This is a genomic window from Photobacterium carnosum (assembly GCF_002849605.1).
Classification (GTDB): domain Bacteria; phylum Pseudomonadota; class Gammaproteobacteria; order Enterobacterales; family Vibrionaceae; genus Photobacterium; species Photobacterium carnosum.
The window spans coordinates 59,659-78,459 of sequence record NZ_NPIB01000020.1; the positions used below are offsets into that span (position 1 = coordinate 59,659).

Annotated in this window: 27 protein-coding genes and 1 CRISPR repeat array; of the genes, 6 read left to right on the plus strand and 21 right to left on the minus strand. The window is 36.4% G+C overall.

What is annotated here, in order from left to right:
* The first annotated feature begins 81 nt into the window (after nt 1-81).
* Nucleotides 82-1,430: direct repeats of the CRISPR family, unit length 28 nt; unit sequence GTGTCCCGCCACATAGGCGGCTTAGAAG.
* Nucleotides 1,431-1,597: 167 nt separating this feature from the next.
* From CIK00_RS15030 to CIK00_RS15085, 12 genes are all read right to left on the minus strand, one after another.
* The gene (locus CIK00_RS15030) at nt 1,598-2,284 is read right to left on the minus strand and encodes a hypothetical protein (protein ID WP_065208516.1); all 687 of its coding nucleotides are present in this window, start codon (nt 2,282-2,284) and stop codon (nt 1,598-1,600) included.
* Between the two features lie 98 nt (nt 2,285-2,382).
* On the minus strand, nt 2,383-3,099 hold the full coding sequence (locus CIK00_RS15035) for a hypothetical protein (protein ID WP_065208515.1): 717 nt from the start codon (nt 3,097-3,099) through the stop codon (nt 2,383-2,385).
* 57 nt (nt 3,100-3,156) lie between these two features.
* Nucleotides 3,157-3,585 (minus strand): hypothetical protein, encoded by a 429-nt coding sequence (locus tag CIK00_RS15040; RefSeq protein WP_065208514.1) that lies wholly within the window; start codon nt 3,583-3,585, stop codon nt 3,157-3,159.
* A 71-nt stretch (nt 3,586-3,656) separates the two neighbouring features.
* A complete protein-coding gene (locus tag CIK00_RS15045; RefSeq protein WP_065208513.1) occupies nt 3,657-4,007 on the minus strand; it encodes a DUF5983 family protein in 351 nt (116 codons plus the stop codon).
* A gap of 78 nt (nt 4,008-4,085) precedes the next feature.
* Nucleotides 4,086-4,328, minus strand: a complete 243-nt coding sequence (locus CIK00_RS15050; protein ID WP_065208512.1) for a hypothetical protein — start codon at nt 4,326-4,328, stop codon at nt 4,086-4,088.
* A 173-nt stretch (nt 4,329-4,501) separates the two neighbouring features.
* Nucleotides 4,502-5,257: a single-stranded DNA-binding protein gene (locus CIK00_RS15055; protein ID WP_065208511.1), complete on the minus strand. Its 756-nt coding sequence runs from the start codon at nt 5,255-5,257 to the stop codon at nt 4,502-4,504.
* Between the two features lie 30 nt (nt 5,258-5,287).
* Nucleotides 5,288-5,887 (minus strand): hypothetical protein, encoded by a 600-nt coding sequence (locus tag CIK00_RS15060; RefSeq protein ID WP_065208510.1) that lies wholly within the window; start codon nt 5,885-5,887, stop codon nt 5,288-5,290.
* Nucleotides 5,888-5,913: 26 nt separating this feature from the next.
* Entirely contained in the window at nt 5,914-6,315 is a 402-nt protein-coding gene (locus CIK00_RS15065; RefSeq protein ID WP_065208509.1) for a hypothetical protein, read from the minus strand.
* 27 nt (nt 6,316-6,342) lie between these two features.
* Nucleotides 6,343-6,642, minus strand: coding sequence for a hypothetical protein (locus CIK00_RS15070; RefSeq protein WP_065208508.1), 300 nt, complete (start codon nt 6,640-6,642; stop codon nt 6,343-6,345).
* A 61-nt stretch (nt 6,643-6,703) separates the two neighbouring features.
* The gene (locus tag CIK00_RS15075; RefSeq protein ID WP_065208507.1) at nt 6,704-7,228 is read right to left on the minus strand and encodes a hypothetical protein; all 525 of its coding nucleotides are present in this window, start codon (nt 7,226-7,228) and stop codon (nt 6,704-6,706) included.
* A gap of 234 nt (nt 7,229-7,462) precedes the next feature.
* Nucleotides 7,463-7,942, minus strand: coding sequence for a GNAT family protein (locus CIK00_RS15080; protein WP_065208506.1), 480 nt, complete (start codon nt 7,940-7,942; stop codon nt 7,463-7,465).
* Nucleotides 7,943-8,096: 154 nt separating this feature from the next.
* Nucleotides 8,097-8,384, minus strand: coding sequence for a hypothetical protein (locus tag CIK00_RS15085; RefSeq protein ID WP_065208505.1), 288 nt, complete (start codon nt 8,382-8,384; stop codon nt 8,097-8,099).
* Nucleotides 8,385-8,676: 292 nt separating this feature from the next.
* Between CIK00_RS15085 and CIK00_RS15090 the strand changes: the two genes are divergently transcribed.
* Entirely contained in the window at nt 8,677-9,114 is a 438-nt protein-coding gene (locus tag CIK00_RS15090; protein WP_065189986.1) for an antitoxin Xre/MbcA/ParS toxin-binding domain-containing protein, read from the plus strand.
* 41 nt (nt 9,115-9,155) lie between these two features.
* On the plus strand, nt 9,156-9,644 hold the full coding sequence (locus CIK00_RS15095; RefSeq protein ID WP_065208504.1) for an RES family NAD+ phosphorylase: 489 nt from the start codon (nt 9,156-9,158) through the stop codon (nt 9,642-9,644).
* A 37-nt stretch (nt 9,645-9,681) separates the two neighbouring features.
* Here the strand turns inward: CIK00_RS15095 and CIK00_RS15100 are convergent, their stop codons facing one another.
* On the minus strand, nt 9,682-10,437 hold the full coding sequence (locus tag CIK00_RS15100) for a hypothetical protein (RefSeq protein WP_065208503.1): 756 nt from the start codon (nt 10,435-10,437) through the stop codon (nt 9,682-9,684).
* A 291-nt stretch (nt 10,438-10,728) separates the two neighbouring features.
* On the opposite strand from CIK00_RS15100, the gene CIK00_RS15105 reads away from it, so the two are divergent.
* Nucleotides 10,729-11,064 carry a hypothetical protein gene (locus CIK00_RS15105; protein WP_065189983.1) on the plus strand — a complete coding sequence of 112 codons (336 nt, stop codon included), beginning with the start codon at nt 10,729-10,731 and terminating at the stop codon, nt 11,062-11,064.
* 85 nt (nt 11,065-11,149) lie between these two features.
* Here the strand turns inward: CIK00_RS15105 and CIK00_RS15110 are convergent, their stop codons facing one another.
* Nucleotides 11,150-11,407 (minus strand): hypothetical protein, encoded by a 258-nt coding sequence (locus tag CIK00_RS15110; RefSeq protein WP_065208502.1) that lies wholly within the window; start codon nt 11,405-11,407, stop codon nt 11,150-11,152.
* Nucleotides 11,408-11,481: 74 nt separating this feature from the next.
* Nucleotides 11,482-12,045 carry a prepilin peptidase gene (locus CIK00_RS15115; RefSeq protein WP_162272547.1) on the minus strand — a complete coding sequence of 188 codons (564 nt, stop codon included), beginning with the start codon at nt 12,043-12,045 and terminating at the stop codon, nt 11,482-11,484.
* Between the two features lie 620 nt (nt 12,046-12,665).
* Here CIK00_RS15115 and CIK00_RS15120 point away from each other — a divergent pair.
* Nucleotides 12,666-13,301: a hypothetical protein gene (locus tag CIK00_RS15120; protein WP_065208500.1), complete on the plus strand. Its 636-nt coding sequence runs from the start codon at nt 12,666-12,668 to the stop codon at nt 13,299-13,301.
* A gap of 74 nt (nt 13,302-13,375) precedes the next feature.
* Here CIK00_RS15120 and CIK00_RS15125 read toward each other — a convergent pair whose 3' ends face one another.
* The 3 genes from CIK00_RS15125 to CIK00_RS15135 form a co-directional block, all read right to left on the minus strand.
* On the minus strand, nt 13,376-14,122 hold the full coding sequence (locus CIK00_RS15125) for a hypothetical protein (RefSeq protein WP_065208499.1): 747 nt from the start codon (nt 14,120-14,122) through the stop codon (nt 13,376-13,378).
* A gap of 79 nt (nt 14,123-14,201) precedes the next feature.
* Nucleotides 14,202-14,954 (minus strand): endonuclease, encoded by a 753-nt coding sequence (locus tag CIK00_RS15130; protein WP_065208498.1) that lies wholly within the window; start codon nt 14,952-14,954, stop codon nt 14,202-14,204.
* A 232-nt stretch (nt 14,955-15,186) separates the two neighbouring features.
* Nucleotides 15,187-15,468: a hypothetical protein gene (locus CIK00_RS15135; RefSeq protein WP_065208497.1), complete on the minus strand. Its 282-nt coding sequence runs from the start codon at nt 15,466-15,468 to the stop codon at nt 15,187-15,189.
* A gap of 278 nt (nt 15,469-15,746) precedes the next feature.
* Between CIK00_RS15135 and CIK00_RS15140 the strand changes: the two genes are divergently transcribed.
* Nucleotides 15,747-16,205 (plus strand): hypothetical protein, encoded by a 459-nt coding sequence (locus tag CIK00_RS15140; RefSeq protein ID WP_065208496.1) that lies wholly within the window; start codon nt 15,747-15,749, stop codon nt 16,203-16,205.
* Nucleotides 16,206-16,285: 80 nt separating this feature from the next.
* On the plus strand, nt 16,286-16,447 hold the full coding sequence (locus CIK00_RS21350; protein WP_156731391.1) for a hypothetical protein: 162 nt from the start codon (nt 16,286-16,288) through the stop codon (nt 16,445-16,447).
* Between the two features lie 64 nt (nt 16,448-16,511).
* Here CIK00_RS21350 and CIK00_RS15145 read toward each other — a convergent pair whose 3' ends face one another.
* The 3 genes from CIK00_RS15145 to CIK00_RS15155 form a co-directional block, all read right to left on the minus strand.
* The gene (locus CIK00_RS15145; RefSeq protein ID WP_065208495.1) at nt 16,512-16,868 is read right to left on the minus strand and encodes a hypothetical protein; all 357 of its coding nucleotides are present in this window, start codon (nt 16,866-16,868) and stop codon (nt 16,512-16,514) included.
* A gap of 140 nt (nt 16,869-17,008) precedes the next feature.
* Nucleotides 17,009-17,593 carry a DUF2859 domain-containing protein gene (locus CIK00_RS15150; RefSeq protein WP_144043169.1) on the minus strand — a complete coding sequence of 195 codons (585 nt, stop codon included), beginning with the start codon at nt 17,591-17,593 and terminating at the stop codon, nt 17,009-17,011.
* On the minus strand, nt 17,517-18,482 hold the full coding sequence (locus CIK00_RS15155) for a hypothetical protein (RefSeq protein WP_065208493.1): 966 nt from the start codon (nt 18,480-18,482) through the stop codon (nt 17,517-17,519). Before CIK00_RS15155 ends, CIK00_RS15150 begins: the two co-directional genes overlap by 77 nt.
* Nucleotides 18,483-18,801 lie beyond the last annotated feature (319 nt).

Sequence of the window (18,801 nt, forward strand, 5' to 3'; positions counted from 1 at the left end):
TGTTGCCCTTTAAAAAAAGGGTAAACAAGCATTATTTACACAACATTATGTTTTATAATGTTTTTATGGGTTTAATATCCAGTGTCCCGCCACATAGGCGGCTTAGAAGAAGAGCAGCCATTACGCACCTCAAGCGGTGTAGTGTCCCGCCACATAGGCGGCTTAGAAGAGTGCGTGATGCCCATACATCTTGCGGCTTTTGTGTCCCGCCACATAGGCGGCTTAGAAGTTAAATTAGATCTAACTAAACTTGTACCATTAGTGTCCCGCCACATAGGCGGCTTAGAAGTTACCAAAGAAAATGCTTTAAAAACAGCTAACGTGTCCCGCCACATAGGCGGCTTAGAAGGACTGAATAAAACTGCCCGTTGTGCCAGTACATGTGTCCCGCCACATAGGCGGCTTAGAAGATTGCGCGTGACAACGTAAACAATAACGCCCTGTGTCCCGCCACATAGGCGGCTTAGAAGACCATCACTAATTTCGATAAAGTAATTCATTGGTGTCCCGCCACATAGGCGGCTTAGAAGGGGTGCAGTTACTGAATATCATTTGGCTTATAGTGTCCCGCCACATAGGCGGCTTAGAAGCGATTCAGAAATGCCCGAATCGATTCGTAAATGTGTCCCGCCACATAGGCGGCTTAGAAGACTAGCGTTATCAGTTATCACACTCGACCACGGTGTCCCGCCACATAGGCGGCTTAGAAGTGAAGGTACAGATGGCGACCCTGAATTAGAAAGTGTCCCGCCACATAGGCGGCTTAGAAGGTAAAAACTCCAAACTTTGAACAGTATATGATGTGTCCCGCCACATAGGCGGCTTAGAAGGCGAAAATATGACATTTCAATGTTTATAGCGTGTGTCCCGCCACATAGGCGGCTTAGAAGTGGTACGACGTTTCGACCGAATTCATCGACATGTGTCCCGCCACATAGGCGGCTTAGAAGCATAGCCCCTAGCCAGTATTCTAATTTTTTTGGTGTCCCGCCACATAGGCGGCTTAGAAGAAGAACGATTGCTGATACTTATTGCTTGCAGTGTGTCCCGCCACATAGGCGGCTTAGAAGGTTCGTTAATTTCCCGAGCACAGTGCCGGACAGTGTCCCGCCACATAGGCGGCTTAGAAGTTCATAGCTACTACCGATAAGATCCGATATATGTGTCCCGCCACATAGGCGGCTTAGAAGATCATAGTTGACGATCAAGGCAATCCCAATATGTGTCCCGCCACATAGGCGGCTTAGAAGTGAGTTGGTCTTATACACATGAGAGTCAGATCGTGTCCCGCCACATAGGCGGCTTAGAAGTGGGGCAGACGGTAATCCCGGTGCAGATGGTAGTGTCCCGCCACATAGGCGGCTTAGAAGTGAAGGCGGTCTAAAGCAATGGATGAAAGACCGTGTCCCGCCACATAGGCGGCTTAGAAGAATGCCGAATAAATCATAAGCATTGAAGTGAAGTCCATAAATATGACGATTCATTTAACTGGTTGCAAAAATAATCTATCAAATATCTCTTTGGGATAGATTTAAGGCAAAAAAAACGAGCAACTAACCGGATTGGGTTAATTACTCGTTTTTCTGTGAGTTATAAATTAGAAATTATCAAGTGCAAGAAACGGGTTGCCATTGCTTGTGTTGGACTGACTATTAATACCGATTACCGGCTCGATAGTAACCGGCACATCTGTTTTAGGTTCTTTACGCTTAGTAGTCTTTGGCTTCTTAATTTTAGATTGTATTTTAGGTGTCTCAGCCTGAATGTGGCTAAATGCATTTGGGATCTTATTTGTACGATGCCCTGAGTCGAATATATACCAACAGTATTCGCAAGAATCAGTGCCATTTTTAGTGAACTTTGGGCGAGGAATAAGGATTGGTGCTTTTTCAGGAAATCCTATTTCATTCCAGAACGGTATTCTTTTCTTTGAACCAAGAAAATTAACTCGCTGTAAAAAGATCAGTGTTCCATCTTCTGCAAGTTCAGATCGCATCTTACGAATAAATTCCTCACTCAAACTAAAAGGTGGATTGGTGATTATTACGTCAAATTTTTTGCCAAAATCCGTTGTTAAATAGTCACGATTTTCTTGTATTTCACACCAATACTTTTGTTCTTCTGGTAAGTTGATAGCGTTAAAAATACGACTCTCTGTGCCACGACATGGCTCAAGAAAATCATCATCCTCACGTAGTTCTACCAACTTTAAAAGGGCATCAATCGCATTTTGTGGTGTTTGATAGTCATCATGTTCAATTGTATCTCCAGTGGTCGAGCTCATTAGATAATTCCGCGAATGGTAGGTAGAAAGCCATTCAAAGGAATGGCTTGGGGTTTTTTACTTAATTTATAGTGCGCCTAGGTGCACCATAAAGGCATTTATTTTTTGGATAGTATTAAAGCATTCAGTAATAAATTTGAGTATCGAGTAAATGAACAATCAGTGTCAGTGTTACTTTCAACTTTTTGGCGTTCTTTGAATTTCACAGCATCAATCTTTATGCTTTTATCCCCATCAATATCAAAATCAACAATTAGCTGTTTGAATCGAGGGAAAAAGTTGTATGTGATACTAGCGTTTTGTAAGTCACTCAACTCGCTAGCAACAACAGTTACATTGCTAAACTCATAGCCAGTAGATTTTATTGCTTCTATCAATCCACAAAAAATACCGGTATTCGTAAAGAAGTACGTGGTATCGCAAACTTTTGTTGATAGTAGAAATTTATCATTACCCGTTTGATCTTTAGATTTGAGTGTATGGCACTTATAACTAACTGCTAATTCATCCATTGCTTTAGAAAATGCAATGAGAATTACTGCAGAGTCACGAACGAGTAAATTAGAAAAACAAAAAGGAAACGATAAAGCATAAGGATCATTTAACCATCGCGATAAACACAACTTGTTATTGCTGTTTACATCCTCAAATATCTTAGATTCATAGTAACTAAGAAAGCTGAAAGCATTTTGAAGTAGAAACAACGAACGTGTACTCATGCGCTGTGGCATACCGCTAACATCGTCCGTAATATCGTTGAAACGAGATAAGGCCGATGTAGCAAGACGGTGACGCTTAATGTCTGAACTGTTCATTTAGATAATTCCGGTATTTGATAATTGGTAGGATTGTTAATGCTATAGCTAAACTTATTATTGATTTGCAAGCTCAGTGTTTTTTAGAGCAATTGCCCATACTTCATTTTCGATGGTCGTATCTAGTGGTGTGTGAGCTAATGATTCCATTAGTACAAACTCCCAACCTTGATCATCAAATAGCTCATTTGGGTACGGTTTATCTGTATTTTCTAATTCATCAATATCTAAGATTGGTTCACCATCACCTAATGTTTTACACATTATTTTCGCTGTCTCTTTAGCATCAATAATGACAAGACTTTCGCCAGCATCTTTTGCTAAATCTTCAAGATTAACAATGTTTTTTAATACAGTTAATGGATCTAAATTAAGTGCAAAATATGCATCAATAGCCAATGACTTTGATTCAGCCATAATTAGCGTTGTCTTTACTGAATTAGTAGGCGTGGTGTAAGAGATAATAAATGGGTATTTAGTAGACATTAGTTTTTCCTGTTCTGAAATTAGATATAAAAAAGCCCGTAAATTAACGGGCTGGTGGATAGGTCTGTTGATTACTGATAGCAAGGGAAGCAATCATAAACATTAGCATCACAATCAAACTCGATCATGCGGTAGCCAGCGTTTAGTGCCGATTGAGCGATAGTGTAGAGGTTGTCTTGAAGTAAGGTAATTTTGATATTCTCTAAATCAAAACTCTCATACATTTTCAATAAATAACCCTCATTACGCTTACCAATAAAGGCAAATGGCATTCCATCCAATGCATCATTACGTTGCTGTATTAACACTAATTCTTCAAGTAACGCTAAATCATTTTCTGATAAATTCGCTGTAGAAATACCTATAGCACGGTAGTTATCATCGGTGTTAACGAGTTCATTGATTGTGGTTTGATTAGTCATTGTAATTCCTTGGGTAAGTTAGATGATTGGTAAATTTAAGTAACGTTAATTAAACGCTCTTGCATGGTTAGGAGTTGTTTATTTAGAAATGTAATTTTCATTGTAGACTTGGCCAGCTACATACTCAGAAAGAGAAATACAGAAATCAATGTAAATATCATCATCACCATTCCAGTCATGTTCGATCTTTACATGTTCAATAAATTTCGATTGAGCTTCATTTGAGTTATTACTTTCGATAAACATTAAAATATTTTCACAGTCACTTACACGGCCAATAGTAACAAATGTATTTTTTGGATTAGCATTTTGGGTAGGCATAAAATTATTCCTTGTTGGATAGTTGGATAGTTGGATAAACGGGCTTTCACCGTCTGATGCATTAAGGAATCTATTTATTAACGCTTTAAGAAAAAACGTTAAAAGATAGAGGCTAGTTTGAACATGCAGTGCACATTCAAACCAACCTTAACCCCCACAAACTTTATCTCATATTAATTATTTGGTAGTTCGTGGTACATATCTGTTGGTGCAACACTGTAATCCCCTGGAGCTGGTATACCTTGGTCAGTTGGCATGTCATATCCATGTTGAGATTGCGATGGTGCTGGTGTGTTAGTTGGATTAGCCTGTTGATTACGATTACGACATTCAAGCATTAATACTCGATCAATTTTGAAGTCATTTGAAACAGCACGGTTTTGATTGCGATCTTCATAAGAATGAGTTTGTACTTTAGCTTTAATTAAAAGGTTATCACCTTTATTAATGCCGTACTTGAATGCTTTAGTTGCAAACTTTTCATGTACAGAAATACGAACCCAAACAGTAGGATCATTTTTACTTTTTTGTAGAGCTAGGCTAACTGTCATCCATGCATTATTAGGATTTTTTTCAACCTTACCTACAGTTCCACCCAACAAAAACTCATTAGCAATTGATTCGCCACCGTTACTTACCGATAGAACATCTATAACAACGTATTCAGTAATTGTTAACTTTGAAGCGTTATTACCTTTTGCTTGAAATGAATTAATCTCAACCTTTGCGATAATTGCAGTTCCATTCACAATAGCTAAGTCTTGTACCAGTGGAGTGTTGATAATTAAACGAAGTAAAACAGGTTTAGGTTGATATTGACCCTCTGCAATAGGTGTATGCTGAACCCACAGAATAGATTGGTCATTTCCATTATCATTAATCTGAATAACAGAACCACCTAAAGTACCCTCGTTTGAATTGATTTTCATGTTAGACCCTTAAAATAAAGTTTGTAGGAATTAGATATTAAATAGTGCGCGTTCATCTGGTGTAGCAATAGTTTCAAGGTACTCCCTTAACCAGATACCACTTTGAACGGCTTTAGTAACCACCAGCCCTTTGTTCCAGTCGTTAGTATCAACTAGTTCATCAAGTGAGCCAGCAACAAGCATGTTATAACCCCCCATGAGTGCAGATTTCACCGCGTCTTTAAAGGTTTTAAAAACATCGTGATAACTTGCACCAGATTGGGAGTAGTAACTTAAACGATATAGGTTTCCTTTCTCACGCTGATCCAAATATGGTTCAGGAAGAATAACGACCATCTGTTTAGTTTTACTTATTGGATCGATTAACTCTGGACAATTACTATCAGCATCCCATAACTCGTTAGCAATTTTAGATAGCTTTTCATCAAAGAATGCTTCTTCTTCAACGTGCCAGTCTTCAAAGCTAAGATCGCAGTTTTCACCATGTTTTCGCGCAATCATGCCAATAAAATCATCAAGGCAATTAAGGCGTTTTAAGCGATAAGTGAAAGTGCGTTCGGTTTGCCATTCAGCAAAAGTAATAAGTTCATCAACTAGGCGTTTGTGGCGTGGTTTTTTTGCATTAGACATTAGGGTTTCCTTGTAGGGGCGTTAGATTAGTTAAATAAAAAGTATTCACGGTGCGCGTTTATGCGCTGAGATAAGCAAAAGTAAATATCGCTTACCGTAGATGAAATTAGAGACTCATAATTGGCATTATTCAAAACACCAAGAAAGCGGCTTTCTACTTCCGAGACACATGAATTAAAGATAGATTGATCAACCATATTATTTTCTTCGTACTCAACCAAGGCGTTATCTATAACGTCAATACGGTCTAGGTTAAGTCCCAAGTTAAATTTAAAATCTGGATGCGTAATACTAGGAAATTTGCTCATAATTTCGTTTCGGATATTAAGAGAAAGTTCGGTAGCGTGACAGGGTTCAGTTTCAGAATATGACTTTAGGACTTCAAGAAGAATTAATGCTTCATAGATGGTTGGTGTAATAGATTTCATGATTATTCCTTGTTGGGGTATTGGAGGTTAAAGACAAATATTGGTTAGGTAGCTGTACAATTGAACGGTATCAAAACCATCATCAAGTGAAGTGCAGCCACGGTGATCAATTTCAGTCCAAAGGTTATTGTCAGCATCTTGAATCAAGATAATTTCAAACCAGTTCACTTCATCAAGACACAATCCAGTACGCGCACAAACAGCAGCATACATTTCATCTTTCGTTTGAAATGTCATACAGCCAGTTAAATTGTCAGCGTCAAAGTCGTTGCCGGTTACAGCAAAGTAATGATTGTTTTGGTTGATGATGTAGTGAGTGTTAACCATTTTGGTTTCCTTAGATAAGGGGGTTGGATAATGATATTGCTGTTTACAAAAACAAGCGTTTTTAGTTGGATAGGGAAGAACGGGAATGAGCTAGAGCTGCAAGCATACTTACACGCTGATTAATCCGTGAAATAACTTTATCTGCGTAAAACAACTCTTGATAGAAACCGTCACAATGGATCGTGTAACCATCCTTTACTGTTTGTAATATCGCCTCTGAAATAGAGTGATAAGCAACGCTAGATGAACAATGCTTATTATGTCGATGGTAAAAAGACACTTCGACTTTAAAACCATTTTCATTAAAGCAATCACGACACTTTGAAATAGTTATGAAGCTATCGCCAGTGTTCTTCTTTAGCTCAATAAAATCACTATTATTAGCCGTTATTAAAATACGTCTAACAATTCGTAATTTGCTTTGGCTATCAAGGGCTATTGCATTGCTAAATAACTCGCTAATGCTATTGGACGTAAGAATCTTGTCATTAGCAAACGACATAAATTCAGCGTTATTGATTAGTGTTTTTGCTGAGATGTATTGCTGTGGTTTGAACGTAAGTTCATTAAGGGTTGATTTCGCCATTAGATAATTCCAGATGTGCGAAAATCCCGTAACGGATTAACCGCACAGGTAAGTTGATAAAGGGGAGTTAGATTAGGTGTAAAGTTGGATAGTTAAATAATTAAAGGCAGAGGCTTTAACTGCATCGCTTTCTAAAGAGGTATTAGAATAGCGTTAACATAAGATCGCGTCAACGCTGATAACTAAAATTGTTTTTGTAATAGGTATTATTACCTATTTTAAAATTCCTGCAGATCAAAGTGCTTCGATATTTGAACACAGATAAACCACAGTTGGATCTTCTGTATTGATGCCGTTAATAAAACCTTTCTGAGCCCAAAATTGTTGTGAATCACTATCAGTAGATTTGCACTCGACCAAGATCAGTTCAATGTTAAGTTGAGTAAAATATGTAATTGCGTGGTCTAGTAGTTGATTGCAATAACCTTGATTCCGCTTCATTGTTTCAGTGTAAGCCCAAGTAACAATAGCCAAGTCTTTTCGTAAAGGTAATTGCTCACAAGTCATTGCTGACAAAGTATTACCGTTGCTATCACAAAGCTCGAAAGCATATAGTTCTTGCAAATCATCATTGTTAACAATTAGTGGTTTTAAAACAGCATCACTATTGTTAATTGAGTATAAGTCGTGGGCTCGTTCACGTATGCGATTGATGTTATCCATGCCGAATGGCTGATTGCCAACATGATTGATTATTGAAAGATTGATTGTCATTGGGGTGTACCTAATTGGTCAAAGTGAACTTGCCACTGAGAAAGAAAAAAATACCCCGATATGTGATTCGAGGTATGTTATTAAGCAGAATTTTGAAGTGGCTTTGATAACTTCATTTTCTATTTATAAGCAAAACCAATTATTTGTCAATTGATTACAGTTCTTTATTTGCCAAGTGGCTATATGGCATATAATACTCTATGAGCTTTTGAATCATTTCTTGATCACCAGTAAATATCCAGTCAGAAATTCCAGTTTGTTTAATCACAAGCTGACCATTCACTATTTGCATATCGAAATTGCAATCTAATGCCAAAGAGCCGTATTTTTCCGTTCTGACAGCCACAAACTCACCAGTTCCGTTTTCAAATGGCCGTGAGAACATATAATCAAAACTTAAAGATTCTTGTGACGGAATAGGCGAACAATTTATATTTAACATCTGTTTTTTCCTATCTTGGGTTTCGTCATGCTTGTATTGATGATAAGTTCTTTACTTCATGTTATCAAGGTTAACTTCTTTTATAACAACGCACTAGGCATTGTCCCCCGCAACTAAAAAGCTATACACATTATAAAAATTACGGGTTTGAACACTTTTATGTTTTTTTGTTACACAACGAATTTTTTTAAAATCTCAATGATCTCTTTGTAAGTAAAATCATAATGATGTTGATACCTCATCAATATGATGTAATATTAATAGTATCTTGTGTCAACATACGGGCTCTGTAATGATTAATACTGCAGTAAATGATGTTGCTTTTAATGGTGATGCACCACTACCAGAAAACATCTTTAATAATGATAAGGTCTATTATCAAACTGTCGTTAAAGGATTATCTGGAAAGGTAATTAAATGGGCTGTTTCGGCAATGCCAAAGCAGAAAGAGGTGATTGTAAAAGCACTTGGTACAACGTCAGGCAATCTAAGCCGTCTATATTCAAAGACTGCGCTAGATAAGCACCAAACCGAGGAAATTCTTGACGTTCTTAAACTATATGTCGAAGTTTGTGATGTATTTGGCAGTACCAAGAAAGCTGATTTATGGTTGTCTATTTCTGTTCCAGCACTGCAAGGCGAAAAACCAATTGATTTAATGGACACATTCATTGGTCGAAAAATGGTACGCGAAACGGTTAATAAAATTCGTTTTGGTGAGTTTTCATAGTATCAAAAATAACAATAAGACCTGTATTAAGGTAATTTTTAATGATCACTAATTTATTTCGAGCCTCACCAGAAATATACTTAAACAACCTAGATGGTAAAGGTGGTAGTTATGCTAATGGGGCGCGATGGAATCCTGCTGGTTATCCAATTGTGTATTTAGCCAGTTCAGCATCAACGGCCTTACTCGAAATGGCTCATTACATACCGCATCCAGAGTTAGTACCTGATAATTATCGTTTGGGCAGATATGAAATACCGACCAATTTGATTGATACTTACGATAAGTCGAAACTACCAAAAAATTGGGATGAATATCCTCACCCGCAATCTACGCAGCAAATAGGTAAGGCTTGGTTAGATAATAGTAGTAACGTAGCGTTACGGTTGCCAAGCAGTGCAGTTCCAGGTGGTTATGATGATATTGTTATCTTCAATCCTTGTCACCCCAAGGCTGGTGAACTCAAGTTCATTGAAGCATTTCCACTAGCTTACAGTAGTAGAATGTTCAGTGGTTTAAGTAAAGATTAGAGAACATTAAAGCTATCCAAGTAATGCATTGTTTTCATTAAAAATGGTAGCCAATAACGTTTAAGTCATTAAGATTCACAATATCAACGGGCGCGTCTTTGTGTGCATTCTTAACAAGCCCATTTTCTTGAATAAACACATCATTAAACTTGCCAGTAATGTCATTGTTCCAATTCTCAATATTAGAGAAAACTTCCGTACCATTTAGAAATATTGCTAATTCTTGTCCTTTTTCTAATCTGTGTTTAATTGTCTCATGGTGAAGAATATCATTAAGGCAAGTAACAGCACCGCCATTATCTCCTTTGATAACCAGTCTATTTATTGCTTGTTCGTGCGTTAAGCTTTTAAATGGACTGCCAGCCCCAACGACATAAGTAGTCTCTATGCCGCGCAATTCGTTAATCTTCTGGTAATATTTTTGTATATCAGGCGTATCTAATTTTGGATACAAAGTGGAATTGGGATCATAGTTACTCACGCTACGAGTTGAATAAACATACAGATTCTCAAATGTTGTTATTTGACTAGCTATGGCAGAAAGTGTTCTTGCAAGTTCCATTTGCTCATTTGCACAAATATTATTAATTGAGCTTCCATTTTTGTCTATCGACTCAAAAACTCCGAATAGAGCAGTGCGAGAACCATTCCAGTAGAAAGTACCATTAAGCATATTAATAGCTGTACTAGTAGTAAATCGTCGTCGAAATCGCTTTCTAACGATTTGGTTTTGTTGGTTGTAATATTTGTTTGTAACCTCAACGAACACTAACGAATTACATTTCTGGTTCATATCAAAATATCCTGCACTTTGTTTAAATCAATCTTATTCCTCGAACGTTGTTCTTACAAGTGCGTGATGTTAAATATACAAATAAATACAACATGTTACATAAATATTGAGTTGGATTTTAATGCGCTTTTGTAGGTTTAAATATAGTGTTGCAAAAATAATTATATCTCACTGAGTAGTGTTTATTTCAAAATTAATACGCTTTTGTACAGGACAAGAATTGTTTTAATTCTGTATTGATTTATTCTAATTGCATAGCGGAAACCAGCATCGTTATTTGGAATTAGACAAATGTTAAGTTTAAAGAAAAAAGTAGAACTAAAAATTCAACAATTAGTTAATCAAGACAAAAAATTACAAGCATTCATATTGGTTGTGATTTTAGGTTTATTCAAACAATTAAAGCGAGTTGGTATTGTTGTTGGCATCTACTTGGCTATTTATTTCAGCATAACAATATTGAGTTATATTCTGCCATTCGGTGAGTATGAGCATGTAGATGGTAAAGTGAAACTGAGTGCAAACTTAACGTTTTACATTGTATGTTATCTAAAACGAGTTCCACTAAAAGCATTCTTAAAGCGTAGAAGTAAAGCGTTGATGGTTAAAATGGGTTTCGCTGCTTAATTTATCCCAATTACAACGTAAAAAACCGCCACTAACAAGGTTTATTAGTAGGCGGTTTTTTTATATAAAATTAAGAGTAAAACCTTTAATGCATTTGATCTTTAGTTGGGGACGGGGAAGTTTTTTTAATTATTTGCGTAGCCAGTCCATCAGTAATAAGCATTTCTTCTACTGATTGCGATGTATGAGTCAACTGAATCATATATCCAATTGAACCGTTTGAAAACTCACCATGCACTAATCTTATTTGATGATCGTTTACATTGGTGTTTGATTCTTCAGCTACACTTTCAACCCAATTGGTCAAATCTTTTAGTGTGTTAATTCGCGAGTTAGGACGCATTTAATTACCGCGCTTTTCTAAAGTTATGCCACATTGTAGCATTAATAAGTAACGAGGGTCACAAGACTATATACTTAGCCAATACCCATGATTTTCTCAACAAAAGCTGATTGGCTCAATATATAAACCAATTGAAGCGCACTTAAAGTTAAAAACTGAAAAATTAGAAAGTTATGAACTTCTTGCCTATCAATCTTAGTCGCCATGATGCATATAAATGTAGAAGCTAACAAGCAATTTAATATCAATAAATACGTTTGATTGTAATAAATTATTGCTATTGCTCCCCAGGCCATTGCATTAACTAATTCTACAAATGGGTAACGTGTACTTATTGGGCTTTTGCACCCACTACATTTGCCGGTTAATACCAACCAACTAAGTACAGGAACATTCTCTATAGTAGTGATCTGATGATTGCAAATAGGGCAAGCAGATCGCGGTACATTAAGATTAAACGGCTTACTTAGGTCAAAATTTGGATCTACATTTACTTCTTTATGTAACTCTTTTATATGAGGTAAAGCATTTTTTAGTGCATTTCGTTTTGCCATGATTGGTAAGCGATAAATAACGACATTCAAGAAGCTACCGACAGCTAAACCTAAACCCGTGGCAATAATTGTTGTAAGTGTCATTTCCATTGTCTTAATTAATGTATGTAATTCCTTATTTTTGTACGGCTAAACATGGCCACTGAGATTAGTTGTTAGACCCATTTAAAAAAAACCAGCTATCAACCTTAATAACTGGTAAACGGAACGGAGTCGTTAAGGGTTATGAAACATTTGTGTTCTGGTGTAACAATTTCTAATGAGATCTTTAATAATAAAACCTGGCACAAATAGAGTGGCAGAAAGTTTAATTGTTAAGTAAAACATTAGTTGGCAATTTTATATAAACGTGTTTATACAATAGATAAACACGTAATCACTGTGGCGATAGTATGCTTTTATATTGTCAGGATCAAGTTTTTGACCATAAAAATATAGATTTTGAGCTCATAACGCACTGATTTGTTGTTTTGTTTTTGTTGTTTGCAAAATCTAAATACTGAGTGGTAAGTATTTTCGATGCGTTTCTTGGCAAACACATAGAGGGCATTGATCGCTAAACCTAACCACATTATTTTAGTGAATGATTTTTTATATTCTGTTTTTAATGCGCACAATTACGCAGTTATTATGGGGTAATATATTTATCTATTAGGTAATCAGTGGTATTGTCATAAGACTCTGACTTTTGTAACGTGGCAAGAATGGACGTAACTTTAAAGGCGACAACCGTTACCAATAATGAAATATATGCCGTTGTTAAATCTACAATGGAATTTGTACTATCTGTAGCAGAAGTTTACAGATCAGAGTCACCACCACTCAATGTTGGTGAATCGAGTCCAGTAACATTTAAAAATGGTATTCGTAAATTCTATTCATCAGGCTATCAGTATTTATTAGAGTTGAATAAGAACATTATTCCAAATAACGGGAATATTTACTGTGCGAATATTGATGTGGCATACATCTTACTTGGTGATGTGCTTGGTGGGCGGTTAACTGGTGATGATATTTCAGAGAAGAATATTGCCATTACAGTTTGTGCGTATATGGGACTGCATACCCGAAAAACATCTAAAAATATTGTGGTAAACAAAATAATTCGCTCCCCAATGGCTTATTGTGAGTACATGACTGACAATGATCTTAAAATCATTGCCGTGACAACAGGTACAGCATACTCAACGCTTAATAAGTGGTTCTTTACACGTTTTACCTTGTTTGCGAGTATTGTTCACCAGTACCAAATACAGCGATTCAACTCTCAAATTCAGAACGTTATGACCGATAGGGTTATATGTAAAATCATACCAATCGTTGAAGAACTTAATCTTTAAAAAAAAGAGGTGTCTATAGTTGACACCTCTTTTTTTCGCCCCTAACACCTAACTCGATTCTTTAATTTCAGATATTATGCATTACAAAACTCTAATGAACGTGACGAAATTCTTAAATTGTCACCATTGTTAATTCTGTGTTTATTGAACAATTTAGCAATATCTGTACTGATAGGGTTCAATTGTCGCGTTATGGCATTAACCGGTCTGTTTACCAACTGCTCTTGTAGATCTGTTTGCGTAATATTACTAATATCGTAAAACTCGATATTATTGCTATCAATACAATTACTACCTTTCCCTGCACGAACGCGAATAATTGACTTACTCATCGTCCTATAAGCTGTTAACGACCATTCTTGATTGAGCATCTTAGTTGCAAAGCGGAAAGATTTATAACGTCCAACTTCAACCACCATCAACATATCAGCAATTACACATACGAATTGAAACTTAATATTGTTGCGTGGCATAAGCTTGCTCTTTTTCAGTGATTGATTGCTAATGTTTTGGCTTTCTTTTGACATAACGGTAGCGTAATCGAGCTCTGATAGGGACATTAGAGACACGTAAGCACAACCTGATGCTTCTCTGCCAATATTGCCGCCTTTAGGGATAGTGTGCTGTCTGATGATGGAGTCTAATTTAGCTCTTTGTTGCTTAGTTGAGTAATTATTGCTGAGTGACTGCTCAACATGCACAATCGTATTTAATAGCGCACATTTTGGTACATTTATAATTGATAATGGTTTGATTAAACAAAATGACGAGTTGCAGTTAAAAGCGGTAATATCTTTTTTGTGGGGTTTTAGTGTTGGCATTTTTGGTATTCCATATTTGTTATTAGAGTTTCCATATAGGGATTAAGTAGCCACATATCAGACTGTTTTTTTACTAATGTTATTTACAATGCTTACTTACAAATGGATTATCATTTCCTTGTATAGCTTTAATCTTCGCATTTCGAGTGCATTCCCATGACGTTACGGGATCTTGTTTATCCCACGCTTGCATCATCTTTTTTTGTTGTGAGCTTAAACGATACATAGGATAAGAAGACTCCATGTACATACTCGCTCTTGCCACTTCACCACGGCTATTTGCTGGTGGCTGCGCGATACGTTTTTTAGTGTCGTAACGGAAATCGCACGATCCAAATACAGACTTAGCATTAGGCATCATTGCCCAACGATAATTGCTATGCGCGGCATTAACTGAGCCAATCGCAGGGCTAAGATTATGGAGGTCTGCTTGAATATAACGATACTGCTTTGATACCTTACTTGCGCAGTTTCGACCTTTAAAAGACTTACCTTTTTTATCTACGCATTGAGGTGAACCCTCACGCCACTCCTTGAATGATCTACCTATATTTTCCATTGGTACTATGTGTTCAGCTTCCCAACGTAAAGCTCTTTTTTTCCATTTTTGATTAATAAATCCCGTTGGTAGAGTAATGTTTTTGCTGCTATCAAATTGGGCATCACAGTAAAGTGTTCTCATGTTAGCCGGTTGAGTGTAGATCTGGTGTTGCATTATTTTTTTTGCTTTATTGAACGAATCATTATGCGTATTACCAGTAATATCAGAAGCAAAAGAGCTCAAAGAACTAGCCGCAGCTAGAATGGTGATAGTTAATTTTGCAAGTTTCATTTTTTACTACCCATAAATTATTAATGAATATCTATTTCGATTATTAGTCACATTATCTTCCGTTAAAAACAGCATTAATCCAGCATCACTTGTGTCACCAGCGACATAAGCCGAGAAATAATTACCGTTTTGGTAACTATGGTGTTTGTTGATAAAAAATATTGGTGAAAGACCAAAAAAACGTAATGTTATAGACACCAATATTTTCTATTATCAACTCAACACAAAACCTCTACTTGCCGCAATTGAAAATATTTTGTGGCAACTTTTTAAATATAGCCACGCAATTATTTTTACTTTTAGGGCAACTAAAATCTCCAACTGGCAAAATGGATTCACTCACCAGATCGTTTGAGCAACGCTTAATTATTAATGACGAGTAATCACCAGAGTAGGCGATTTCATCACTCATTAAAGAACGGGGATTTTGTAATGAAGCATTGGAAGAACACCCAACCAAGGCCGCACTCACAATTACACCTGCTGCAATTGTTACTAAACGAGATTTGAACATTTTCTTTTATCCTATCTGTATTGTTGATTTACGCCATTAAAGCACATAAATACACCTATTACATTACTATGTTTACCTAATAGATAAATACCTTGATTAAATATGTAATTTAAAGCTATATTGATTTGCCGCAACAATGGAGCTGTTTTTTGTCAACAGCCATTTTATGTGTGGTTGTGAGAATGAGGATTATTAGTTGTTAAGACGGATACTGACTAAAAGCCGTATAGAGCTAATAAATCTTTATTATTAAACTCAACATGGAGAGAGGCTCGAAAATGAAGAAAGTTACTAAAAAAAGGTTATGGAAAGTTGTAGACAGCTTTCTTAAAGCTAATCGCCTAACGTACAAGCAGAAACTTTTAGCTGAGGCAATATTTTGGGCGATGAAACAGGATGGTAAATGTGTATTGGATTCATCTTTATTATGTAGTGTTGTGTCGGCTCATGTCACTACGATGTACCGGTATCGTGAAGTGCTAGTTGGTATTGGTTTAATCAGGCATAACCGCATTGGTATAAGGTCTACATATGAATACACATTAAATTTTGGTGCGTTGACTGAATATGGGCTTTACGACTTAGCTCCCATTACGTTACGTGAATTTAACTCTGAGGAATTAATTAGTATTCCCTTAACATTTGATGTTAATTTGCTAGATATTGATCGACCAGTAAAGGTTATTAACGTAGCTACACAAAACTTACTGGAGGCTACACCGTCAATAAATAATTAAATAACACCCCAACTTACACACGGAATTATCAAAATGACAAACAATCTAATACTACAAATTTATCAAAAGGGAGTGTAATTATGATTACTCTTGAGGAATTTATTAAACAAGAACAAGTCAAATTACAATCATTCGAGGCGTATTGGCGCAAGAATGAAATCATAAAACCAGAGTTATTTCCTAGTGAATTATTAGCTGGCGATTGGGATGAAATGCTTGCCATATATAGTGAAGAAGAATAATTACATTTCGGCAACCCCATACAGCAAAAAGCCCGTTAATTAACGGGCTTTTTTAATGTGTATTCTAAGCACTAACATAGCGTAATTGGCGTTCTTTTGCCTCACGTTTAATTTGTAATTCTTTGCGTAATTTCAGACCAAACTTATGTGTTAATAGATTGGCAAATAAAACAGTATTGTCGCGTGTATCAATGGCAATAAATACGCATGACTTACGGATTACAAAATCATCTGTATTTGTAACATCGTATTCGTAAATTTCAGATTCAAGATGATCTTCAAGATCAGTGTGCTTTGCATTTTGACGTACAATCCACACTCCCATCTTTACTTTACCTTTGACCTCTTTAACACCTGCAGCATTAAGACTCTCAGCTACGTCATTGATAAATTTTTGATCGAGGTTCAGTTGGTTTTGCATGCTTGTAATTCCTAATCATATTGTTTCGTTCTGCAGGTATCATAATGGGAAAAGATAAAAGGGCAGGGAATAGACTGTAAATTACCTACCCCCAGGTTTATTGTTTAGCCCCAAATAGAAATTGCAAATAACAGAAACTATTACTGGCCAAAGCCTAAGTTTGTTAAATATGCAGGATAATAGTTGAGTCCAGTATCGTCGTGGATTTGTTGACCGCTAACAGGAATAACATATAAGCCTTGTGCGCGTTCTAATATGTTCGCGTATTGTTCATCCGAATGAACATCAACGAGCATGACAGTGACATTCTCACGCTTAAAACGCTTAATGTTTGCGTCTAACCATTGCATTGAGTATTGGTCACTTCCAATAATAGCCAAAGAACTTGTCATTCCCTCTAACGGCTTTGCTAACTTGGTATATGTCATGCCACTTTTGGGTTTCATGCTAGGTGTGACCACAGGGAAAATAGCAGCAAGTGCTTCATCCATAAGTTGTTGCCTATCACCTTTAATGTTCATTTCTAACTCTGCTTTTTTAGCTATTTCACTCATTCTGTCAAAACGTATTACCCCTTGCGCTTCTGCTATACGATCTTTTCCCATAACCTCAACCAGTGTTTGTGTTTTTAGTTGTCCAGTTGGAAGTTCAGTAAGTGCGTTCGCGTAAATTGGCGTTATTAATAAAAGGTACGTTAAACCCAATTTCGTAGTACGATTTTTCAAGTAAATATTCCTTTGAGGTTTCAAGTTTCTTCATTAAAAGTAAGCATGAAATATCTAAATCATGTGCAGCAATGGCTTTTTGTCTCTCAGTGGTACAGCTATCAGCATTAACCATATTGAAATTGTATTTGGCAAAATCGTATTGCCATTGAAAATACTTAATTGCATCAAGAGCTAAAGGTGCTGATTGATTTAAGATATTCTCAAGCGAAAGAGGTATTCCTTTTTGTTTGGCGATATAAAATAGGTTTGCACAACTAAAGCAATTAAGGGTTTGTTGTCCTGTTAATAGTGATCCTGTAATTTGTTCTGAAATCTCATTCTCACATGCACTCTCATAATCAAAATACGTACTATCAACACACTCTTTTCGCCATTGGCGATGTTTATTCAGAGTAATGCCAATACCTAATTCCAGATCAATAAGGTAATTAGCTGTTTGCGCGTCTGTATTGGACTTGTACCAATATTCCCAACGATTAATGGCGTAAAGAGATCGCAATGTTTTTATTGAATAACTTTTGCCAATAACTTGTATAGCTACATGATTAAATCTTTTATGCCAATGCTGTCCTGTCGGTAAATTGTAGCAACTCATATATCTTTTTTTATTACTCAATTGAACCACTGGTTTAGTTCGCTTATAGAGCGTCAATTCAGCATCAAGTGAGGGTAGGACATTAACTCTACGTGAAGCCTTGCTATCGTGGGTATAAACAACATACATACCGTTATTGCGTTTTTCTAATGTATGAAGCTCACATGGACGCAAGCCGGCACTAATTATTAGTCTTGTAGCCAGAGACATACGATCAGATAAATTTTCAATGATTTGTTTAATCTCGCTAGAGGTATAGCCATTCTCTGTGTTGCTGATAGATAATTCCATTATGTATATTGCCGTAATGTTTTTGATAGTTTAAAGGCTAGTGCGCATTACAATAATTTTAGTGTGTCGGGCTTTATGGACTTTTATCGAAAAAACCTGATACGTTAATCAGGCTTAAAGATAAATGGTAATTATTTGATATATCCATTTAAGAATAGGAATAACATAAAAAACAAAACTGCAGGTATAAACACAATAATTGTACTGATGATGTGTTGCGTTATTGTCATTTTGATTTTGTTATTTTCAATGTTAAGTTTCATCAAACCATGAGGGATTGTAAGGCGTAGAAATGCAAAAATTGCAACCGATGTTAATA